The sequence below is a fragment of the Streptomyces sp. NPDC055239 genome, assembly GCF_053606205.1.
Genome location: NZ_JBSGRD010000005.1, coordinates 182,514 through 201,704 on the forward strand (window position 1 = coordinate 182,514; position 19,191 = coordinate 201,704).

General features: G+C 69.0%; 22 protein-coding genes. 10 read left to right on the forward strand and 12 right to left on the reverse strand.

What is annotated here, in order from left to right; all coding sequences use genetic code 11:
• Positions 1 to 16: 16 nt before the first annotated feature.
• Positions 17 to 955 (forward strand): amino acid ABC transporter permease, encoded by a 939-nt coding sequence (locus ACWFRJ_RS19025; protein ID WP_453531660.1) that lies wholly within the window; start codon positions 17 to 19, stop codon positions 953 to 955.
• Positions 955 to 1,716, forward strand: a complete 762-nt coding sequence (locus ACWFRJ_RS19030; protein WP_453531663.1) for an amino acid ABC transporter ATP-binding protein — start codon at positions 955 to 957, stop codon at positions 1,714 to 1,716. Before ACWFRJ_RS19025 ends, ACWFRJ_RS19030 begins: the two co-directional genes overlap by 1 nt.
• 76 nt (positions 1,717 to 1,792) lie before the next feature.
• Here ACWFRJ_RS19030 and ACWFRJ_RS19035 read toward each other — a convergent pair whose 3' ends face one another.
• A complete protein-coding gene (locus ACWFRJ_RS19035) occupies positions 1,793 to 2,554 on the reverse strand; it encodes a class I SAM-dependent methyltransferase (RefSeq protein ID WP_453531666.1) in 762 nt (253 codons plus the stop codon).
• Between the two features lie 104 nt (positions 2,555 to 2,658).
• On the opposite strand from ACWFRJ_RS19035, the gene ACWFRJ_RS19040 reads away from it, so the two are divergent.
• A complete protein-coding gene (locus ACWFRJ_RS19040; RefSeq protein ID WP_453531669.1) occupies positions 2,659 to 3,288 on the forward strand; it encodes a CGNR zinc finger domain-containing protein in 630 nt (209 codons plus the stop codon).
• Here ACWFRJ_RS19040 and sodX read toward each other — a convergent pair.
• Positions 3,192 to 3,632, reverse strand: a complete 441-nt coding sequence (sodX, locus tag ACWFRJ_RS19045; protein WP_453532371.1) for a nickel-type superoxide dismutase maturation protease — start codon at positions 3,630 to 3,632, stop codon at positions 3,192 to 3,194. The genes ACWFRJ_RS19040 and sodX overlap by 97 nt on opposite strands.
• Positions 3,633 to 3,777: 145 nt before the next feature.
• Between sodX and sodN the strand changes: the two genes are divergently transcribed.
• Positions 3,778 to 4,173, forward strand: a complete 396-nt coding sequence (gene sodN, locus ACWFRJ_RS19050; RefSeq protein WP_383284241.1) for a superoxide dismutase, Ni — start codon at positions 3,778 to 3,780, stop codon at positions 4,171 to 4,173.
• A 128-nt stretch (positions 4,174 to 4,301) separates the two neighbouring features.
• On the opposite strand, the gene ACWFRJ_RS19055 is transcribed toward sodN, so the two are convergent.
• Positions 4,302 to 4,649 (reverse strand): hypothetical protein, encoded by a 348-nt coding sequence (locus tag ACWFRJ_RS19055; RefSeq protein ID WP_453531673.1) that lies wholly within the window; start codon positions 4,647 to 4,649, stop codon positions 4,302 to 4,304.
• A 287-nt stretch (positions 4,650 to 4,936) separates the two neighbouring features.
• On the opposite strand from ACWFRJ_RS19055, the gene ACWFRJ_RS19060 reads away from it, so the two are divergent.
• The 3 genes from ACWFRJ_RS19060 (at position 4,937) to ACWFRJ_RS19070 (ending at position 8,345) form a co-directional block, all read left to right on the forward strand.
• The gene (locus tag ACWFRJ_RS19060) at positions 4,937 to 5,644 is read left to right on the forward strand and encodes a hypothetical protein (protein ID WP_453531675.1); all 708 of its coding nucleotides are present in this window, start codon (positions 4,937 to 4,939) and stop codon (positions 5,642 to 5,644) included.
• A 167-nt stretch (positions 5,645 to 5,811) separates the two neighbouring features.
• Positions 5,812 to 6,078, forward strand: coding sequence for a hypothetical protein (locus tag ACWFRJ_RS19065; RefSeq protein ID WP_453531678.1), 267 nt, complete (start codon positions 5,812 to 5,814; stop codon positions 6,076 to 6,078).
• A gap of 239 nt (positions 6,079 to 6,317) precedes the next feature.
• Positions 6,318 to 8,345 (forward strand): GTP-binding protein, encoded by a 2,028-nt coding sequence (locus ACWFRJ_RS19070; protein ID WP_453532376.1) that lies wholly within the window; start codon positions 6,318 to 6,320, stop codon positions 8,343 to 8,345.
• 22 nt (positions 8,346 to 8,367) lie between these two features.
• Here the strand turns inward: ACWFRJ_RS19070 and ACWFRJ_RS19075 are convergent, their stop codons facing one another.
• Positions 8,368 to 9,327 carry a sigma-70 family RNA polymerase sigma factor gene (locus ACWFRJ_RS19075; protein ID WP_453531681.1) on the reverse strand — a complete coding sequence of 320 codons (960 nt, stop codon included), beginning with the start codon at positions 9,325 to 9,327 and terminating at the stop codon, positions 8,368 to 8,370.
• Positions 9,328 to 9,448: 121 nt separating this feature from the next.
• On the opposite strand from ACWFRJ_RS19075, the gene ACWFRJ_RS19080 reads away from it, so the two are divergent.
• Positions 9,449 to 9,916 (forward strand): pyridoxamine 5'-phosphate oxidase family protein, encoded by a 468-nt coding sequence (locus ACWFRJ_RS19080; protein ID WP_453531684.1) that lies wholly within the window; start codon positions 9,449 to 9,451, stop codon positions 9,914 to 9,916.
• Between the two features lie 13 nt (positions 9,917 to 9,929).
• On the opposite strand, the gene ACWFRJ_RS19085 is transcribed toward ACWFRJ_RS19080, so the two are convergent.
• The 8 genes from ACWFRJ_RS19085 to ACWFRJ_RS19120 all read right to left on the reverse strand — a co-directional run bounded on the left by ACWFRJ_RS19085 (position 9,930) and on the right by ACWFRJ_RS19120 (position 17,951).
• Complete coding sequence (locus ACWFRJ_RS19085) at positions 9,930 to 10,604, reverse strand: HAD-IA family hydrolase (RefSeq protein ID WP_453532379.1); 675 nt, start codon at positions 10,602 to 10,604, stop codon at positions 9,930 to 9,932.
• Positions 10,605 to 10,725: 121 nt separating this feature from the next.
• Positions 10,726 to 11,529, reverse strand: coding sequence for a hypothetical protein (locus ACWFRJ_RS19090; RefSeq protein ID WP_453531687.1), 804 nt, complete (start codon positions 11,527 to 11,529; stop codon positions 10,726 to 10,728).
• Positions 11,530 to 11,767: 238 nt separating this feature from the next.
• Positions 11,768 to 12,127 carry a GntR family transcriptional regulator gene (locus ACWFRJ_RS19095; protein ID WP_453531690.1) on the reverse strand — a complete coding sequence of 120 codons (360 nt, stop codon included), beginning with the start codon at positions 12,125 to 12,127 and terminating at the stop codon, positions 11,768 to 11,770.
• A gap of 4 nt (positions 12,128 to 12,131) precedes the next feature.
• Positions 12,132 to 13,178 (reverse strand): DUF1648 domain-containing protein, encoded by a 1,047-nt coding sequence (locus ACWFRJ_RS19100; RefSeq protein ID WP_453531693.1) that lies wholly within the window; start codon positions 13,176 to 13,178, stop codon positions 12,132 to 12,134.
• A 463-nt stretch (positions 13,179 to 13,641) separates the two neighbouring features.
• On the reverse strand, positions 13,642 to 14,406 hold the full coding sequence (locus ACWFRJ_RS19105) for an ANTAR domain-containing protein (protein WP_453531696.1): 765 nt from the start codon (positions 14,404 to 14,406) through the stop codon (positions 13,642 to 13,644).
• A gap of 52 nt (positions 14,407 to 14,458) precedes the next feature.
• Positions 14,459 to 15,112, reverse strand: a complete 654-nt coding sequence (locus tag ACWFRJ_RS19110) for a GNAT family N-acetyltransferase (protein ID WP_453531699.1) — start codon at positions 15,110 to 15,112, stop codon at positions 14,459 to 14,461.
• A 163-nt stretch (positions 15,113 to 15,275) separates the two neighbouring features.
• A complete protein-coding gene (locus ACWFRJ_RS19115; RefSeq protein ID WP_453531702.1) occupies positions 15,276 to 16,448 on the reverse strand; it encodes a family 2 encapsulin nanocompartment cargo protein polyprenyl transferase in 1,173 nt (390 codons plus the stop codon).
• A gap of 96 nt (positions 16,449 to 16,544) precedes the next feature.
• Positions 16,545 to 17,951, reverse strand: a complete 1,407-nt coding sequence (locus ACWFRJ_RS19120) for a family 2B encapsulin nanocompartment shell protein (protein WP_453531705.1) — start codon at positions 17,949 to 17,951, stop codon at positions 16,545 to 16,547.
• A gap of 244 nt (positions 17,952 to 18,195) precedes the next feature.
• Between ACWFRJ_RS19120 and ACWFRJ_RS19125 the strand changes: the two genes are divergently transcribed.
• Both ACWFRJ_RS19125 and ACWFRJ_RS19130 read left to right on the forward strand, forming a co-directional pair.
• Positions 18,196 to 18,444, forward strand: coding sequence for a hypothetical protein (locus ACWFRJ_RS19125; protein ID WP_389903340.1), 249 nt, complete (start codon positions 18,196 to 18,198; stop codon positions 18,442 to 18,444).
• Between the two features lie 140 nt (positions 18,445 to 18,584).
• On the forward strand, positions 18,585 to 19,175 hold the full coding sequence (locus tag ACWFRJ_RS19130) for an N-acetylmuramoyl-L-alanine amidase (protein WP_453531709.1): 591 nt from the start codon (positions 18,585 to 18,587) through the stop codon (positions 19,173 to 19,175).
• Positions 19,176 to 19,191 lie beyond the last annotated feature (16 nt).

The window sequence follows — 19,191 nt, forward strand, 5'->3', positions numbered from 1 at the left end:
CTGAAAGGCCACTCCTGTGACTACCGACATCTCCAAGAAGGGACCGGAGGACACACCCCCGTCCTCCCGTCCTGAGGCCATCAAGGCCATCCCCGTCCGGCACTACGGCCGGTACGTCGCCGCGCTCGCCGCCATCGCGGCGCTCGCCGCGATCGTCTACGCGTTCTCCCAGGGCGACATCAACTGGAACGCGATTCCGGACAACTTCTTCGACGACCGCATCCTGCGGGGCGTCAGGGAGACCCTGATCCTGACCGCCCTTTCGATGCTCATCGGCGTGGTCGGCGGCGTCCTGCTCTCCGTGATGCGGATGTCGAAGAACCCGGTGACGTCGTCGATCGCCTGGTTCTACATCTGGTTCTTCCGGGGTACGCCGGTCCTGGTCCAGCTCTTCGTCTGGTTCAACCTCGGCTTCGTCTTCGACTACGTGAACCTCGGCCCCGTCTACAAGGACGAGTGGTCGGACTTCATGACGCCGTTCCTGACGGCGCTGCTCGGCCTGGGTCTCAACGAGGCCGCGTACATGGCGGAGATCTGCCGCGCCGGCCTGCTCTCGGTCGACGAGGGCCAGACCGAGGCCTCGCACGCGCTCGGCATGAGCCACGGCAAGACGCTGCGCCGGATCGTGCTTCCGCAGGCGATGCGCGTGGTCGTGCCGCCGACGGGCAACGAAGTCATCAACATGCTGAAGACGACCTCGCTGGTCGCGGCGGTCCAGTACTACGAACTCCTGCGGTACGCCCAGGACATCGGCACCTCGTCCGGCGCGACGGTGGAGACGCTGCTGCTCGCCGCGTGCTGGTACCTGATCATGACGTCGATCCTCAGCGTCGGCCAGTACTACCTGGAGCGCTACTACGCGCGCGGTTCGTCGCGCACCCTGCCCGACACTCCGTTCCAGAAGATCAAGGCCAACATGCTGTCCCTCGGCAACCGTGCGGGAGGTGTGCGCTGATGACCGCCATGGTGAAGTCCGAAGGCGTTCACAAGTCCTTCGGCAACGTCGAAGTCCTCAAGGGCATCGACCTGGAGGTCAAGTCGGGCGAGGTCTTCTGCCTCATCGGCCCGTCCGGCTCCGGCAAGTCGACGTTCCTGCGCTGCATCAACCACCTGGAGAAGATCAACGCCGGTCGGCTCTACGTCGACGGCGAGCTGGTGGGCTACCGGCAGAAGGGGGACAAGCTGTACGAGCTCAAGGACAGCGAAGTCGCCCTCAAGCGCCGGGACATCGGCATGGTCTTCCAGCGCTTCAACCTCTTCCCGCACCTGACGGCCCTCGAGAACGTCATGGAGGCGCCGGTCCAGGTCAAGGGCCAGTCCAAGGCGGCGGCACGGGAGCGGGCCGGGCAGCTTCTGGAGCGCGTCGGCCTGGCCGACAAGGCGAAGAGCTACCCCTCGCAGCTCTCGGGCGGCCAGCAGCAGCGTGTGGCCATCGCCCGCGCGCTCGCGATGGACCCGAAGCTGATGCTCTTCGACGAGCCGACGTCGGCGCTCGACCCGGAGCTGGTCGGCGACGTCCTCGACGTCATGCGCGACCTCGCGGAGTCCGGCATGACGATGATCGTCGTCACGCACGAGATGGGCTTCGCGCGCGAGGTGGGCGACAGCCTGGTCTTCATGGACGAGGGCGTGGTGGTCGAGTCCGGCCACCCGCGCGAGGTCCTGACGAACCCGCAGCACGAGCGGACGCAGTCGTTCTTGTCGAAGGTGCTGTAGCGCGGACACGACAGCGAGTACGTGAAAAGGGGCGGTACGGGTCCAGGACCCGTACCGCCCCTTCCGCGTACAGGTGCTACTTCAGCCCCAGCACCATCGCATCCGACGGCGACGACCACACCGTCCGTGCCTCGCTGAAGCCCGCGTCGCGCAGCGTCCGCGCGTGCCACTCGGGCGGCGGGGTGTCGCCGTCCGCGTGCTCGCCGTAGATCTCGAAGCGCTTGGCGGTGGGCCCGGCGAGTACCGGGTCCTTGGCGGCGAGCTGCCACCAGTCCTTCCAGTCCAGGGCGCCTTCGGCCTTGGCCTGGTCCATGCGGGCGTGCCGCTGGGCCCGGTCGGCCGCGTTCAGACGGGGCGTCGCGGGGTCGGGCATGTGGTCGGCGTTCAGGAAGACACCGCCGTCCCGTACGACTCCGGCGAGCTGACCGTAGAGCGTGGTGAGGGGGTCGCTGTGCAGCCAGTGCAGGGCGGTGGCGGTCAGAACGGCGTCGTACGAGTCGTACGGGAGCTGCGCCGTCCACTCGGGGTCCTTGAGGTCGGCGGTGACGAACGTGACCCGGTCGTCCCCGGCGAAGGTGCCCTCGGCGATGGCGAGGAGCGCGGGGTCGAGGTCGACGCCCGTGCTGACCGCGTTCGGGAACCTCTTGAGCAGCCGGTCCGTAATACTCCCCGTACCGCACGCGAGGTCGAGGACGCGCGGCTCGGGGCCGACGACGGCTTCGACCATGTCCAGCATGACGCGGAACCGCTCCTCGCGGTCGGGCAGATACCACTCCTGCTGCCGGTCCCAGCTGTCCTGCCAGGCCCGCCAGTCGGCCGTGGACACCGTTTCCGTCATCAGAAGCCCTCCAGTACGTAATACGCTCTCGTAATACCCTCGAAGTACGCGCAACCGTTACTCACGCACCTGACGAAGATAGCCCGCCCCGGTAAGGACTACAAGTGGAACTGGCCTATTACTCAGACTATGCGGTACGTCTGGTCAACAGCGAGGAGCCGGGTCGCAACAAGGACACGCTGACGTCGGTCGAGGCGGTCCGTGAGCTGTTCGGAGGCAGTTCGCAGGCGGCGCGTCGGGCCACGGACGCCGACGTCACCCGCTTCCGTTCGGTGCGGGCCCGGCTCAGGGCGGTCTTCGAGGCGGCCGACGGCGGCGACGAGACCCTGGCGGTCGATCTGCTGAACTCGCTGCTCATGGAGTTCCCTGTCAGCCCGCAGATCTCGGGGCACGGCGACCACGACGCGGAGGGGAAGCCGATGTGGCACATGCACTTGGCGGACCACCCGTCGAACGCGACGTCCGGGTACGCCGCGATCTCCGCGATGGGGCTCGCCTTCCACCTCACCGAGCACGGCGTCGACCGCCTCGGTCTGTGCGAGGCGGCGCCCTGCCGCAACGCCTATCTCGACACGTCGACAAACCGTTCCCGGCGCTACTGCTCGGACCGCTGCGCGACCCGCGCCAATGTCGCCGCCTACCGCGCCCGCAAGCGCTTGGAGACGGACCGGTCGGCCAGCACGGGCCGCGCGGCGGAGACGGCCCAGCGCAGCAGCGCGAACGGCGAGCGCTGACCGGACGTGAACCGGGGCGGGCGGTAGCGGAACCAGACCTTCCCCAGGACGAGTTCGCCGGGCACCGTGCCGTAGTCCGTGCTGTCCCCTCCCGCGAACGTGTTGTCCCCGAGCACCCACCAGCCGCCGTCGCGCCGCTCGGCGGCACGCTTGACGACCAACAGGTCCTGCTGGAACGGATGGCGGAGCACCACCACGTCACCCGCTCGGACCCGCGCGCCCCACTGCACCACCAGACGGTCCCCGTGGTACAGCGTGGGCACCATCGACGGGCCGGTCACCTCGGCCGCACCCAACGGCAAGATGGCCCTTCTCCGTTCGCTCTCCTGCGACAGCTCCGGCATCACCGGCACCTCCCCGGTCCTATCCTCCACGAGTCCCAGTCTGGCCCTGGACTTTTGACCTAAGCCCATGGGGGCACTCGCGAAAACACGTCTCTCACGGAGTAATGTCCCACCTGAGAAGACGATCACGAGGAAGGACCGCTGCATGCTTTCCCGCCTGTTTGCCCCCAAGGTAACGGTCAGCGCCCACTGTGACCTGCCCTGCGGCGTGTACGACCCGGCCCAGGCCCGCATCGAGGCGGAGTCGGTCAAGGCCGTCCAGGAGAAGATGGCCGCCAACGACGACGCGCAGTTCCAGACGCGCGCCATCGGCATCAAGGAGCAGCGCGCGGAGCTCGCCAAGCACCACGTCTCCGTGCTCTGGAGCGACTACTTCAAGCCCCCGCACTTCGAGAAGTACCCGGAGCTGCACCAGCTGGTCAACGACACCCTCAAGGCCCTCTCGGCCGCCAAGGGCTCGTCCGACCCGGCCACGGGCCAGAAGGCGCTGGACCTCATCGCCCGGATCGACGAGATCTTCTGGGAGACCAAGAAGGCCTGACTGCCAGTCATGGCATCCGACCTGTTCTTTTCTCCGAAGAACCAGGTCCAGAAGCAGGTCCAAAAGACCGCACCCGGCCCGCAGGGCGCCCCATACGGCGCCCATGACGGACCGGGTGCGGTCTTCGTTCAGCCGCTCGTCTTGGTGGCCCAGACGACGGTGCCCTGGTGGTAGAGGCAGACGTTGCAGTCGTCCTGGACGACGAGAACCGCGCCGCTCTTCCCGTTGGTGTTGGACGCCCAGACGGGCTTGTCGCCCTCGGCGTAGACGACCAGGTTGCCGTCGGACTGGATGACCGCGTACTGGCCGTACGGCTGAGCACCCTCGCCCTGCCACACCGGCTTGCCGTCCCGGTACAGAACGAAGCCGCCGTCCTCCTGCATACGAAGGGCGGCTCGGCCGTTCCCGGACGTCCACGCCATGTTCCGGTAGATCTTGGCCCCCGGCGAGCCGGGGCCGAACTCCGCGTTGCTCATCTCTTCCCCTCTTCCCCTGTCCGTGGCTGCCGTTCGCGGCGGAGCGCGCTTGCCGCACGGAACAGGTAAGTGCGTACCAGTCACCACGGATAGGGGCGAATGCGGACTTTCGAGGAAGTCATGGCGAGATGACGCAGCATGCGGAACGACCGCCCACAATCCCTGGATATCAGGGGTCACTTGAGATCAACGCCTGCGATCTGGCGGCCAAGTGAGCCAAACTCCTGCGATTTGAGCAAAACGTGAGCCGGAATTATGACGTCCGCCACAGCGTGCACCTTCTGATCATGATGATGTTGATCTTCACAGGTCCAGCAGGCTCACCCTCGCCACCCGAGACCGCCACCGCGCTTCCGGGGGATGCGCGGGAGGCGGCCGCCGTAGTGGAGAAGGCGACCGGCACCGGCGACATCGCTCCCTCCACGGCGTTCCCGGGAACGCCGGCCAAGGCCGTCACGGCCACCGAGGGCGGCCCCGTCACGATCACCGCACCGGACAGAGCGACCGGCACCATCAACGCCGCCACCGACACAGGCTCTTCCTTCGGCCTCATGCTCCCCGCCACCAAGGACGTGGAGGGCGTCAAGGCCGGCGCCGGCACCGTGGTCTACCGCGACGCCGCGACATCCACCGACATCGCCGTGCAGCCGACAACGGACGGTGGCGCTCGGACCCTGGTCACCCTCAAGGACGACCAGGCCCCCGAGACCCATCGCTTCCGCCTCGACCTCCCGCAGGGCACGGGTATCACCGAGGACGGTGAAGGCGGCTTCGAGCTCCACCACGAGAGCGCTGACGGCGTTCACCTCCCGGCGGGCACCATCGCCGCGCCGTGGGCCAAGGACGCCAACGGCAACGCCGTGCCGACCAGTTACAAGTTGGACGGCGACGACATCGTCCAGACTGTCGAGACCGACGAGAAGACGGTATTCCCCGTTGTCGCTGACCCCAAAATGTGTCGGGGGTCGTTTCGGGATTCCTTCCCCCAGGTCTGAACATCTACTGGGGTGCGCACGCCGCAGTCATCACCACCACCGCCCTCAAGGCGAAGAACGCGAAGAAGTGCATCAAGGTCAAGTTCGCCGCCGGTCTGTTCATTCCGGGTCAGTACTCCGGCGGATACTGCAAGTAGCAACATCATCTGTACGACTGGAGAACGGTCTTGAGTAGCACGTGGCCCATCTACAGCGGAGCCGTGATGGTGCTCCTGTCTGGGGTATTCATGATCCTCGCGGGCAGGCCGACGACGCCTGTGTGGCGTGACACGACGTCGATCGCCATAGGCGTCGTCGTCGGAGCCGCAGTGTGCGTCCTCGCCTTGGCGCTCGGCACATCCGCGCAGGTCGCCGTGTCGGGGGCCTGCTTCTGGCTGGCCGCGGCCATCACCGGCGCCTCCGCCGCACGCGGCCGTATCGGCTCGCGAAGCTGACTTGTCGGCGGCCCGCGCCCCGGACCACGAATGTCCGGAGCGCGGGCCGCCTTGTGTCCCCGTAAATCGGTTGCCGACCCGCACCACCCCCTGCTGCACTAGCCGTGCACCTCACCCCCTGATTCGACCGATCCGTCAAGGAGACGCAATGCGCCGTTTGTTCATGTCCAACCAGAAGGGAATTTCCATCAACCCAGAGGACATGACACTCAGTGCATACGTCGAGCACGTCCAACACCCTGAATTTGGGGATCCTGGCGCATGTTGACGCCGGTAAGACCAGCCTGACCGAGCGGCTTCTGCATGCTGCCGGGGTCATCGACGAGGTCGGTCGCGTCGATGCGGGAAACACCCAGACCGATTCGCTGGCCCTGGAACGGCAGCGCGGAATCACGATCAAATCCGCCGTCGTCTCCTTCGCCGTGGACGACGTCACCGTCAATCTCATCGACACCCCCGGCCACCCGGACTTCATCGCCGAGGTGGAACGGGTTCTGAGCGTGCTCGACGGCGCCGTGCTCGTCATTTCCGCGGTCGAAGGCGTCCAGGCGCAGACCCGCGTACTCATGCGGACCCTGCGACGGCTCCGCATTCCCACGATCGTCTTCGTGAACAAGATCGACCGACGCGGCGCCCGTTACGAGGATCTGCTGCGCAGTATCGCGGAGCGGCTCGTCCCCGGGAGCCCGGCCATCGTGCCCATGGGGACGGTCCGCGGCATCGGCGGACGCGACGGGGCCTTCGTGCCCTTCGCCGCCGGCGACCCCGCCTTCGCCGCCCGCCTCATCGACGTACTCGCCGCGCACGACGACGCCCTGCTCTCCTCGTACGTCGACGACGAGGCAGGCCTCTCCTACCGGCGGCTCCGCGCCGAACTCGGCACGCAGACCGAGCGGGCCCTGGTCCACCCGGTGTTCTTCGGTTCGGCCGCGACCGGCGCGGGCATCCGCGAACTCATGGCGGGAATCAGGGAGTTGCTGCCCTCCGAGGACGGTGGTCCGCGCGCCGACGATCCCGTGTCCGGCACCGTCTTCAAGGTCGAGCGCGGTGACGCCGGGGAGAAGATCGCGTACGTACGGATGTTCGCGGGAACCGTCCGCACGCGGGACCGGCTGCCGTTCGGCGGCGGGCGCGAGGGCAAGGTGACCGCGCTCAGCGTCTTCGACCGCGGGTCCGCCGCGTCGCGCGAGAGCGTGCGTGCGGGGCAGATCGGGAAGTTGTGGGGGCTCGGCGATGTCCGGATCGGCGATGTCCTCGGCGTACCGCGCACGCAGGGCGGAAAGGGCGCGGAAGGCGGAAAGGGCGGGGCGGGTCAGCACTTCTTCTCGCCGCCCACCCTGGAGACCGTCGTCGTCCCCACCCGCCCCGGCGACAGAGGCGCCCTGCATCTCGCGCTCGGCCAGCTCGCCGAGCAGGACCCGCTGATCGATCTGCGGCAGGACGACCTGCGCCAGGAGGTGTACGTATCGCTCTACGGCGAGGTACAGAAGGAGGTCATCCAGGCGACTCTCCTCGATGAGTACGGGATCGACGTCACGTTCCGCGAGACCACCACCATCTGCGTGGAGCGCGTGACGGGCAGCGGATCCGCGTACGAGATCATCGACAAGGACGACAACCCCTTCCTGGCCACGGTCGGGCTGCGCGTCGATCCCGGACCGCCGGATTCCGGCGTGGAGTTCCGCCTGGAGATCGAGCTCGGTTCGATGCCGTACGCGTTCTTCCGTGCCGTCGAGGAGACCGTGCGTCAGACGCTGCTCCAAGGGGTCCACGGCTGGGAGGTCAGCGACTGCGTCGTCACCATGACGCACTCCGGATACTGGCCGCGCCAGAGCCACGCGCACGGCACCTTCGACAAGAGCATGTCCAGCACGGCAGGGGATTTCCGGCAGCTGACCCCGCTGGTCCTGCTGAGCGCGCTGCGCCGGGCGGGCACCGAGGTGCACGAGCCGCTGCACCGCTTCTGGCTCAGCGTCCCCGACGACGTGTTCGGGCAGCTCCTGCCCGCGCTCTCACGGCTGCGGGCGGTGCCGCACACCCAGCGGGCGCGCGGCACCTCCTACGTCGTCGAGGGCGAGATCCCCGCCGCCCGCGTGCACGAGCTCGAGCAGCTGCTGCCCTCGCTGACACGCGGCGAGGGCGAGCTGGAGTCCGCCTTCGAGCGGTACAAGACGGTCCGGGGCGAGAAACCGGACCGGCCGCGCACCGACCGCAATCCGCTCTGCCGCAAGGATTACCTGCGGGAGGTGGCGGGGGTACGGCGATGAGGGCCTGCCGACCGATGCCGTGTCAGCCGCGGAACTCGGGGATGCCCAGGGCGCGCATGCGGGCGGGGTCCACGAGGAGGTTGAGCTCTACGATCCTGCCGTTCGAGATCGTGAACTCCATGACCGAGACGACCTGGCCGTCCGGCACTCCGACCCCGCCGATACGGCCGTTGATGAACGCGAGCTCGACGGCCGGCGCCCCCTTCGAGAACATCGCGGCCTGCCCGGCCACCACCGTCGCGCCGCGCACCAACTTCGAGAGCCCGGAGGACAGTTCACCGGTGTCGGCCCGCAGCACCACATCCGGGTCGAGCAGTTCGAGCAGCGCGTCGAAGTCGCCGCCCCGTGCGGCGGCGAAGAAGGCCCCGACGACCTCGCGCTGCCGTACGGGGTCGTTGTCGGGCGTGGGCGCAGAACCCTGCACCCGGCGGCGGGCCCGGCTCGCCAGCTGCCGGGTCGCGGCCGGGGTGCGCTCCACGATGGGGGCGATCTCGTCGAAGGGCACGGCGAACATGTCGTGCAGCACGAAAGCGAGGCGTTCGGCGGGCGCGAGGGTCTCGAGCACGACGAGGAGCGCGAGCCCGACCGAGTCGGCGAGCAGCACCTCCTGCTCGGGATCGACCACGTCTCCCCAGCTCACCACCGGGTCCGGCACATGCGTGTCCATCGAGAACGTCAGCGAGTCCTCGCGCCGCGACTGCCTCGTACGCAGCATGTCGAGGCAGATCCGGCCGACGACGGTCGTCAGCCAGCCCCCCAGGTTCGCCACCTGGGTGGTGTCGGAGCGGCTGAGCCTGATCCAGGACTCCTGGACCGCGTCGTCGGACTCGCTGAGCGAGCCGAGCATGCGATAGGCGACGGCCTTCAGATGCGGGCGGTGCTCCTCGAAGCGGTCCGCAAGCTCATCGTTCCGGTTCGCCGGTGGTCCGTTCCGGTTCGCCAGTGGCCCGTTTCGGTCCGCCGGTGCTCCGTTATCGTCCATCTGTCACGTTCCCCCGTCGCGATACGTCGTTGAAGTGACGCACATTTCAGCGCACTTGGAGGAGAACAGTAATGAACACGCGCTCCACACCGACCACCCGCATCCCGGAGGGGCACAGCGCATGAGCACGGAGACGACAGGACCCCGCGCACCCGAGCAGCGCAAGCAGGACGTCCTGCGCCGCCTCGCCGACGACATCGACGCGTGGGTGGCGACGGCCGACGCCACGAGCGGGACCCCGTACCTGATCCCGCTGTCCTTCCTCTGGGACGGCGGGAGCCTGCTGGTGGCCACTCCGGACGCCAGCGTGACCGGCCGCAACCTCCGGGCGTCCGGCAAGGCGCGGGTCGGCGTCGGGCCGACCCGTGACGTCGTCCTCATCGAAGGGGCCGTACGTGCCCTGGGCGAAGGCGAGTTGACCCCCGAGACCGGTGACGCCTTCGCCGAGAAGACGGGCTTCGACCCGCGCAAGCTCGACACCGTGTACACCTATTTCCGCATCACCCCGCAGCGGATCCAGGCCTGGCGCGAGGCCGACGAGTTGGAGGGGCGTGAGTTGATGCGGGGCGGGCTGTGGACGGTGCGATGACGCTGTCGTGGGGTCAGCCTCGGCCGAGCACCGGTGCCAGCGCCTCCCGCAGGTCGTCCGGCCCCGTATAGAGGAGCCCCTGCATGCCCAGCGCGACCGCCGCGTCCACGTTCTCCTCCCGGTCGTCCACGAACAGGCAGCGCTCGGCGGGGACGCCTGCCCGCTCCACGGCGATCTCGTAGATCCGGCGGTCCGGCTTGACGACGCCGACGCCCGCGCTGCTGACCACGGTGTGCGCGAGGTCGGCGATGCCGAGCCGGGCCAGGTCGTCGTCGAGCCAGGGGGTCGCGTTCGTCACGAGCGCCACGTGCAGATGCGCGCGTGCCTGCCGCAGCAGGCCGACCACGGTGGCGTCCGCCGAGAACTCCGCCTCGGCGAGTGCGGTGCCAAGTGCGTGCCCACGCTCGTACGGCACACGGTCCGCGAGGCCGCGCGCGATCGCCTCCACCCACTCCTCCTTGCCGGTACGCCCGAGCATCAGCGGCAGATCGGCCTCGGGCGCGAAGGCGATCTCGGCGGTACTGCCTTGCGGGAGACCGGCGGCTCGCTCCATCTCCTCCAGCTCCGACATGTCGTAGAAGCGGATCACGCCGTCGAGGTCGGAGAGGACGGCGTCGAACGGCAGGGGCGGGAGGGCCGGCAACTGCTCGGCGTCGACAGCCGACGGAAGTGCGTCAAGCTCGGTCATGTCCATGAGCCCATGATGCAGATGTCGGCTGGTTCTTGTGATGCGGGTGTGCACTACTCCTTGTGATGCGGGTGGTGCGAGTGATGGGGGTGATGCGGGTAGCGGGGGTGTGCCTTACTTCTCACTTCCCGCCGAGCACCCGCTTCACATTGGCCCGCACCCGGGCCTGGTCCGCGCGCACGCCGTCGTACGCGTCCTTGTGGCGGGCCACGTCGGCGCGCTGCTTCTCCTGGCGCACCGCCCACCACACACCGGCCGTGTTGTGCTCCCGCTTGCACGCGACGTCGGCGGTCGCCGTGGCCAGCTCCTTCTTGGTCCGGTCGGTGTTGCCGCCGTGGTCGTTCCCGCGGCCCCACGCCTTGTCCCCGAACGCGTCACTCGGGGTCTTGTAGCGCTTGACGCCCTTGCTCTCCAAGCACTCGGACCAGGTGTCGAGGGCCTCGCGCACCCGCCTGTCCTCGGCAACCGCCTTGTCCAGGCTCTGGCGCCGCTGTGGGACGTACGTATACATGCGCGTCTTGTCCTGTACGCCTTCGGTGACACGGTCGGCGCCCCTGCTCTCACAGCCGTCGCCGGGCTTGCCGCGCGATCCGTCCAGCGCCTCCTGCTCGTCCGCCGTCGGGGTGCGCCCCTCGCGCCGCGCGGGATCGGCCAGGGGACGCTCCGGGTCCCAGCCGTAGCCCCAGCGGCGGGCGCTGTCGGGGTCGAGCGGCCCGTACGGATACGACGACATCGCCACCGCGGTCATCTCAAACGAGTTCGCCATCTTCGGCCACGCCGGATGGAGCGGAAAGTCATCGAACCCGAGCTTTCGCATGCAGCGCTGCGTCACGCGCGCCTGCGCCTCCGTCTGACGCCGGTTGTCGCGCGTACTGGCCTCGTAGCGATCAAGGGGCAGCGCAGAGAGGTCTTTCTCCTCCTTCACGGAGGGCACACCGGGATCACCCGGGCCTCCCCCGGACGCCGCGGCCCCGCATCCCGCGAGCCCTGCCGCCACCAGCCCCGCAACAGCCCACCGGGTCATCCCCCGCAGCCTCATCAGTCCATCCCCTCCCCAGGCGACTCACGGACCGGAACCGTCGGACCATACATCCCGCCCGACTCCCGCTTGGCTCCCACCCGACTCCCACTCGGCTCTCACCGGGTCTCCGTACGCACCGCAGTCACGCCTTCAGCGCCGTGTCCACCAGGGAACGCACCTCGTCCTCCGAGAGCCCGAGCTCCAGCGCGTCGGCGACGAACACGCGTACCCGCTCTCCCAGTTGGGCTCGCGCCTGTGCCGCCGCGCCGTCCACGACCGTCGCACCGCGCCCCCGCCGGAGCTCGATCAGACCCTCCTCGCGCAGCCGCTGGTAACCACGCAGCACCGTATGGACGTTGACCCCGAGGGAGTCGGCCAGCATGCGCGCGGCGGGCAGTCGTTCGCCCGGCCGCGCCGAGCCGTCGGCGACGGCGCGGCGCGCGCAGGCGGCGATCTGGTCGGCGAGGGGCACCGACGACGTCGCGTCGATCCGGAACAGCATGCTGTCAGCGCCGCCCGTCCTGGGGAGAGGTCTCGCGCTCCACCAGCGCGTTGAGGAGCGCGGCGGCCGTCGCGGAGTCCTCTACGGTGACGGCGAAGTCGTTGCCGTTCGCCCGCCGCACGACCAGCGCCTCGCCCGACCGCATGATGACGCCGGAGCGTCCGGGACGGATGCGGTATCCCCAGCCCCCGTAGTCCCCGAGGGCGTTGATCTGCCGGCTGTCCGCGCGCTCTATGCGGTCAAGGCGCAACCGGACGCGCGGCCACGGCACAAGACCCGGTGACACCGTAAGCCCCCGCCGGTCCACGGTGACACAGGCCCGCGCGAAGGCTGCGATCAGGAGTCCGGGGACGAACAGGATCAGCGGCGCCAGCCAGCCGTCGTCCGTCAGCCACACGGTGACGATGCCCGCGACCGCCATCGCGATGCCCGTCCCGCTCAGCATCCAGGAGCCCGTCCGCCGCACCCACCCGGCGACCTCGTCACGCCCCAAGTCGATTGGCTCTGCGCCCACTTGGCCGTCCGCCCCGAGCGGCGAACGCTCGTCGGGCAGCGGCACGCACCGCGAGAGCGCCGCCCCGACGCCCGCCGCGAGGACGGCGATTCCGGCCGCGACGGCGAGGTGCCACATGGGGAACACGGCCGACTCGCCGTCGGCGGTGCCACGGTTGACCACGAGGCTCGCGCCCATCGGCCAGGCCAGGAACGCGGAGGTCGCGTACACACCGGCCAGCATCCCTCGCAGCCCGCGCCGATAGGTGGCGAAGTCGCTCCTCAGGGCGACGGAGACGCTGACCGCGCCGAGCCCGACGAACATCACGACGAGCGTCGCGAGGAACCCGCCGTGCCCGACATAGCCGTCCGCCTCGCCGTCACCGCCGAAGTGCCGGGCAAGTCGATCGGGCAGTTGATCACGAACGGTCACGTACACAGCCAGGTCGGCGATGAGTCCGAGTACGAAGGGGAGCGCGGTGAGCAGCGCGACGCGGGCGCCCCCGGGGGCACGAACGTCACGGGCGCCACGACGGGATGGGCGAGCAGCCATTGCCATGAAAACCTCCATTGTTCGCATCCTAGTAGAACAATGGAGGTGCGCGGAAGTGCACCGACTCGATCCTTGTCTCTCAGGGGTCGTCAGAGTGCGCCGACGCGGGCTCGACCTCGGCCTCTTCAGCTACCTCGACCTCGGTCGATTCAGGGTCCCCGCGTTCCTCGGGTTCATCGACACACGCATCGCACCGGGGGTTGTGGCACGGGCGGGGGACCCACACAGGGACGAACACCCCGAGCACCTTGCGCCGCTTGATGACCGTACCGACAGGCCGTCCACAGCTCGCGCACACCGGCTCGCTCTGCGGGCGGGGGCCGGACCGGCGCCCATCGCTGCCCATGCGGCGAGAATATGGCGGGCGGCGCGGGCCGGATAGCCCGAGCACCGGGCGAACCCGCCGCGCCCCGCCCCTCGGAGCCGGACCGGCACGCCGCGCCCCTCGGGGCCGGACCGATCCGCCGCGTCACACCCGGTGGATGCCCTCCGTGTCGAGCTCCCCCGCCACCACCTGCCGCGCGCACTCCGCGAGCCGCAGCCGGTTGGCCCGCGCATGCCGCCGCAGTGCCACGAAGGCGTCGTCGACCGTGCACTTCCACCGCTCGGCGAGCACCCCCTTCGCCTGCTCGATGGCGATCCGGCTGGTGAGGGCCTCCTGCAACTGGCCTCGCTCCACCTCGCTGCGCTCCAGGGAGCGCCGCTGGACTATCGCGATCGTGGCGACATCGGCGAGGGCCTGCGCGAGCGCGATGTCGTCGGGGCCGAGCACCTGCGGCTTCGCCTGGAACAGATTCAGGGTGCCGAGTATCTGATCGCCCTGTTGCAGGGGAAGCACCTGTGTCATCTCGTAGCCCGCCGCGAGGGCGCGCGACGCGAACTGCGGCCAGGCGGTGGTCGCTTCGAGGCCGCTGAGGGCGATGTTCGTGTGCGCCGTGCCGGAGTGGTAGCAGTCAAGGCACGGTCCCTGTTCCTGCTGCAGAGCGAAGAGATCGAGCACCCAGGCGTGCTCGCCGGACGCGGCGACGAGCCGCAACTCGCCCTGCGGGTCCGCCAACAGGACACCTGCCGCCGAGACGCCGAGCAGCTCTGCGCAACGTACGGCCAGGCTCTGCAGGAATTCGGCGACATCGAAATCGCCGTTCAAGGAGTCGGCCACCTCCACGAACGCCTCCGCAAGAAGTCGTTCGCGGGATGTCTCGCCGGGCATTTCACGGGTCAGTTCGTGGGACATGAGGTCGCCCCCTCATTGTGTCTGCTGACAACACAGCGGTGTTGAGACAACTTTATGCGATTCGGCGGGTGTCGATACAGTCCGTGACGAAAAGCCGGGGCTCTCTCCACATCGGCCACAGGGGCGGGCCGTCGGGCAGCTCTATGGCGTCCCCGGTGACCGCGAATCCGAGCCGTGTGTACAGCTCGCGGCTGCGGCTGTTGCTGGCCTCCAGGTAGGCGTGCGTTCCCTCACGGTCGCACCGTTCGAGCACGGCTTCGATCAGCGCAGAACCGAGCCCCTCGCCCTGCCGCTCGGGGCTCACGCCGATCAGGTGCAGATACTGGTGAGCCCGGTCGGTCGGGTGCGCCTCACCGGTGATCCGGCCGATCTCCTCGATCCGTACGTTGTCCGGGTCGACGGCCTCACGGAGCTGCGCGGGCCCTTCTTCCTCGTCCGCGTCCCCGCTCCCGTCCCCGTCCGCGTCCCCATCCGCGGGGACGGACCACCACAGTGCGACGGCCGCGCCGTCCTCCGTGATGTCGACGAAGCCCTCGCTCAGCGCGAGGTCGAGGAAGGCCTCCATCAGAGCGCCGTGCTTGCGGCGGCGATGCCCCTCGTCGGGGAAGACCCAGCTGCTCACCGGATCGTTCAGGAACGCCTCGTCGAGCAACCGGACCACGTCCGCTCTGTCGCTCTCCCCGGCCCTCCGGATCGCTACGCCCACTGCCCGCCCCTTTGCCCCTCGATCACGCTCAACTGCGTGCGCCGCCCAGCCGGTTACCTCGGGGGCAGCCTAGGCGATCGGGTGCGGACACACGGGCGAGCCCCGCACCCTGACCGGATCTCGGCGGAGTGCGGAGCTCGTCGGTCGTCTGCGACCGTCCTGTTTAGTGCGTACGCCGCGTCACGAACTCCGCGAGCGCCAGGAGACCGCCCGCCTCCTCCGGGACCGGCACCGCGCGGGAGAGCTGGTTGAGCGCGCGGGACATCCGGTCGGCCGCGTGCATCAGCGCCCAGTCCCTGCCGCCCGCCGCCTCGACGGCGTGCGCCATGCGTTCCAGGTCGCCGTCCTTCTCGGGCTCGGTCGGCGGCCTTCCGTACAACTCGGCCAGTTCGGCGGCGGCCGGGGTGCCGGAGGCCAGCGCCGCGACCACCGGCAGGGACTTCTTGCGGGCCGCGAGATCGGCGCGGGCGGGCTTGCCGGTGTGTCCCGGGTCGCCCCAGATGCCGATCACATCGTCTATGAGCTGGAAGGCGAGCCCCGCCTCACGGCCGAAGCCGTCGAGCGCCTCCACCACACTCCACTCGGCGCCCGCGTACAGCGCACCCAGTGCGCAGGCGCAGCCGAGCAGCGCCCCCGTCTTGGCCTCCGCCATGGCGAGGCACTCGTCGAGCGTGACCTCGTCGGGCTCACGCCGTTCGAGGGCGCAGTCCGCCTGCTGGCCCGCGCAGAGCTCCACGACGCAGGCGGCGAGCCGGGCGGCCGCCGCCGGGGCCCCGGGGTGCGGGTCCTCGGCGAGCAGCTGTTGCGCGAGCGCCTGGAGGGCGTCACCGGCCAGGATCGCCTCGGGTTCACCGAACACGGTCCATGCGGTGGGCCGGTGCCTGCGGGTGGTGTCGCGGTCGATGATGTCGTCGTGCAGCAGGGTGAAGTTGTGCGTCAACTCCACCGCCGCCGCGGCCCTGACGGCCATGGCAGGATCCCCGCCTAGCGCCCGCACAGCGGCGAGCACCAGCGCGGGCCTGATCGCCTTGCCCGCGTTCCCGGCCGCCGGTGCGCCGTCCGTGTGCTCCCAGCCGAAGTGGTAGCGCGCGATGCGGCGCATCGCTCCGGGCAGCGAGTCGATCGCCCGGCGCAGCTCGGGGTCGACGCACACCCGCACCGACGCGAGGATCTCCGCCGCTTCGGACGCTTCGTACCCTTCATGGCTCTCGTGCTCTTCGCGCTCTTCGCGGTCGTCGTGCTCGTCGTGCCCCTTGTGCTCTTCGGTGAGCCCCTGTTCGGCGGGGCCCCGCCCCCTCTGCGTCATCTCCGTCATGTCCGTCGTCGTGTCCGTCATGGACTCACCCCGGGGAGGATCCGGACGGTGGCGTTTCCTGGGCCTGCGGGCGCGTACGGAAGGTGTCTACCCGGCGGCGCGCCCACAGACACCGGCTCACTGCCAGCGGCCGATCTCGACGTTCTCCAGGACGCCAAGCGCGTCCGGCACCAACACCGCGGCGGAGTAGTAGGTCGACACGAGGTACGAGATGATCGCCTGCTCGCTGATCCCCATGAAGCGCACGGACAGGCTCGGCTCGATCTCGTCCGGGATGCCGGTCTGGTGCAGGCCGACGACGCCCTGCTCCTCCTCGCCCGTACGCATGCAGATGATCGAGGTCGTGCGGGCCTCGGTCACCGGGATCTTGTTGCACGGGAAGATCGGCACTCCGCGCCAGGTGGGGATGCGGTGGCCTCCCATGTCGATGGTCTCCGGCACGAGCCCGCGCTTGTTGAGCTCGCGGCCGAACGCGGAGATCGCGCGCGGGTGGGCCAGGAAGAGCTTCGATCCCCGCCTGCGGCTGAGCAGCTCGTCCATGTCGTCCGGGCTCGGCACGCCGTCGTGCGGCTGCAGCCGCTGGTCGTACTCGCAGTTGTTGAGCAGACCGAACTCGCGGTTGTTGATCAGCTCGTGCTCCTGGCGCTCCTTGAGCGCCTCGACCGTCAGCCGCAACTGCTGCTCGGTCTGGTTCATCGGCTGGTTGTAGAGGTCGGCCACGCGCGTGTGGACGCGCAGGACGGTCTGGGCGACGCTCAGTTCGTACTCGCGCGGCGCGGCGTCGTAGTCGACGTAGGTACCCGGCAGTACGGCTTCACCGACGTGTCCGGCGGAGAGGTCGATGGGTGCCTCGCCGAACTTGTTCATCCGCTGGGCCGGGATGGACCGCAGCCGCTGCAGATGCTCGCGCAGTGAACCCGTGCGCTCCGCGACCTGCTCCAGGTCCTGGCGGGGCAGTGTGAGCACGGTGCACGCGGTCACCGCGCGCGTCGTGTACTCCCAGATGGCCTCCGGGTCGAGCAGCGCCTGTTCGCCGAAGTACGAACCGTCGGCGAGCGTGCCGAGGATCGTGTCGTCCCCGTAGGGACCGGTGCCGATCTTCTCGACCCTGCCGTGCGCGAGCAGGAACACCTCGTCGGCCTGGCTGCCGAAGGAGGTGATGACCGAGCCGGCGGCGAACTCCCGCTGCTGGCAGCGCTGGGCCAGCTCCCCCAGAACCTCGGTGTCCCCGTAATCCCGAAGGACCGGCAGCTCGCCGAGCTCGGCGGGGATGACCTGCACGCGGTCTCCGGTCTTCACGAACGTCACCCGGCCGTCGCCGACCGAGTAACTCAACCTCCGGTTCACTCGATACGTACCGCCCTGCACCTGCACCCACGGCAGCGTCCGCAGGAGCCAGCGGGAGCTGATCTCCTGCATCTGCGGCGCGGACTTGGTGGTGGTGGCCAGATTCCGTGCGGCTGATGTGCCCAAGCTCTGTTGCGGCTCGGACTGCTCCGCACGGACCTCTTCGCCTACCGACATTGGCAATGCCCTCCCCATCAAGCGCTGATCTGCGCCGACAACACTTCCAGCACGGAGAGTGCGTGCGCCATTACACAAACGAGCGGGAATGGATCACGCGAGACGGGGAACTCACCCGCGTACCAGGAGCGGGGGTCCGCACGACGGGGAACTCCAAGATCCGTGCAGCCGTTGAACAGGACACAACGACCGGTAGCCTCTGTACCGATATGCACCAATCCGCACCAATCCGTAGGAGACGGCAATGGCAGGCTTCCTGGATCGCGCCAAGGAACAGGCGCAGCGCGGACTCACCCAGGGCAAGCAGAAGATCGACGAGGTCCAGGCGCAGCGCACGGGCGGCGATCTCCTGAAGAAGCTGGGCGCGGCGTATTACGCCCAGCAGCACGGCACGGGCACTCCCCAGGACACCCAGCAGGCCCTGCAGGCACTGGAGGCCCACATCGCCACGAACGGCGACGCGTTCCTGCACGGAGGCGACCAGCGCGGCTGACCCCACTTCGACTCGCACGGTGCCCGAACAGCCGTGGAATAGTTCCAAACAGCTGGTCCGGGCACCGTGGTTCGGGGTAAAAGCGGTCGTACGAGATGGTCCGCGACCGGCGGCCGTCGTGCTCCGCAAAGGAGTCGGCCATGGCCCCACCCATGTCCGCGGGCAGCTTCCTCAGCGCTCTCAAGGACGAAGGTGTGACGGTCGTCGAAGTCGGCGACTGGCGTAACCACAACCGCAACCACAAGGGGCCGTGGGGCCCCGTGCACGGCGTCATGATCCATCACACGGTCACATCGGGCAGCGAGCGGACGGTGGAGATCTGCCGCGACGGGCACCCCTCACTGCCCGGCCCGCTCTGTCACGGCGTCATCACCAAGGACGGCCGCGTCCACCTCGTCGGGTACGGCCGCGCCAACCACGCGGGCCTCGGCGACGACGACGTCCTGCGCGCGGTCATCGCCGAGAAGGCGCTCCCGCACGACAACGAGTCGAACACCGACGGAAACCGCTACTTCTACGGCTTCGAGTGCGAGAACCTCGGCGACGGCGAGGACCCCTGGCCCGATGCGCAGCTGGAGGCGATCGAGAGGGTCTCGGCGGCCATCTGCCGCCATCACGGCTGGAACCAGCGCTCCGTGATCGGCCACCTGGAATGGCAGCCGGGCAAGGTGGATCCCAAGGGGTTCACCATGAAGACCATGCGGGAGCGCATCGAGGAGCGCCTCAAGTAAGCACACCGCGGCCGTG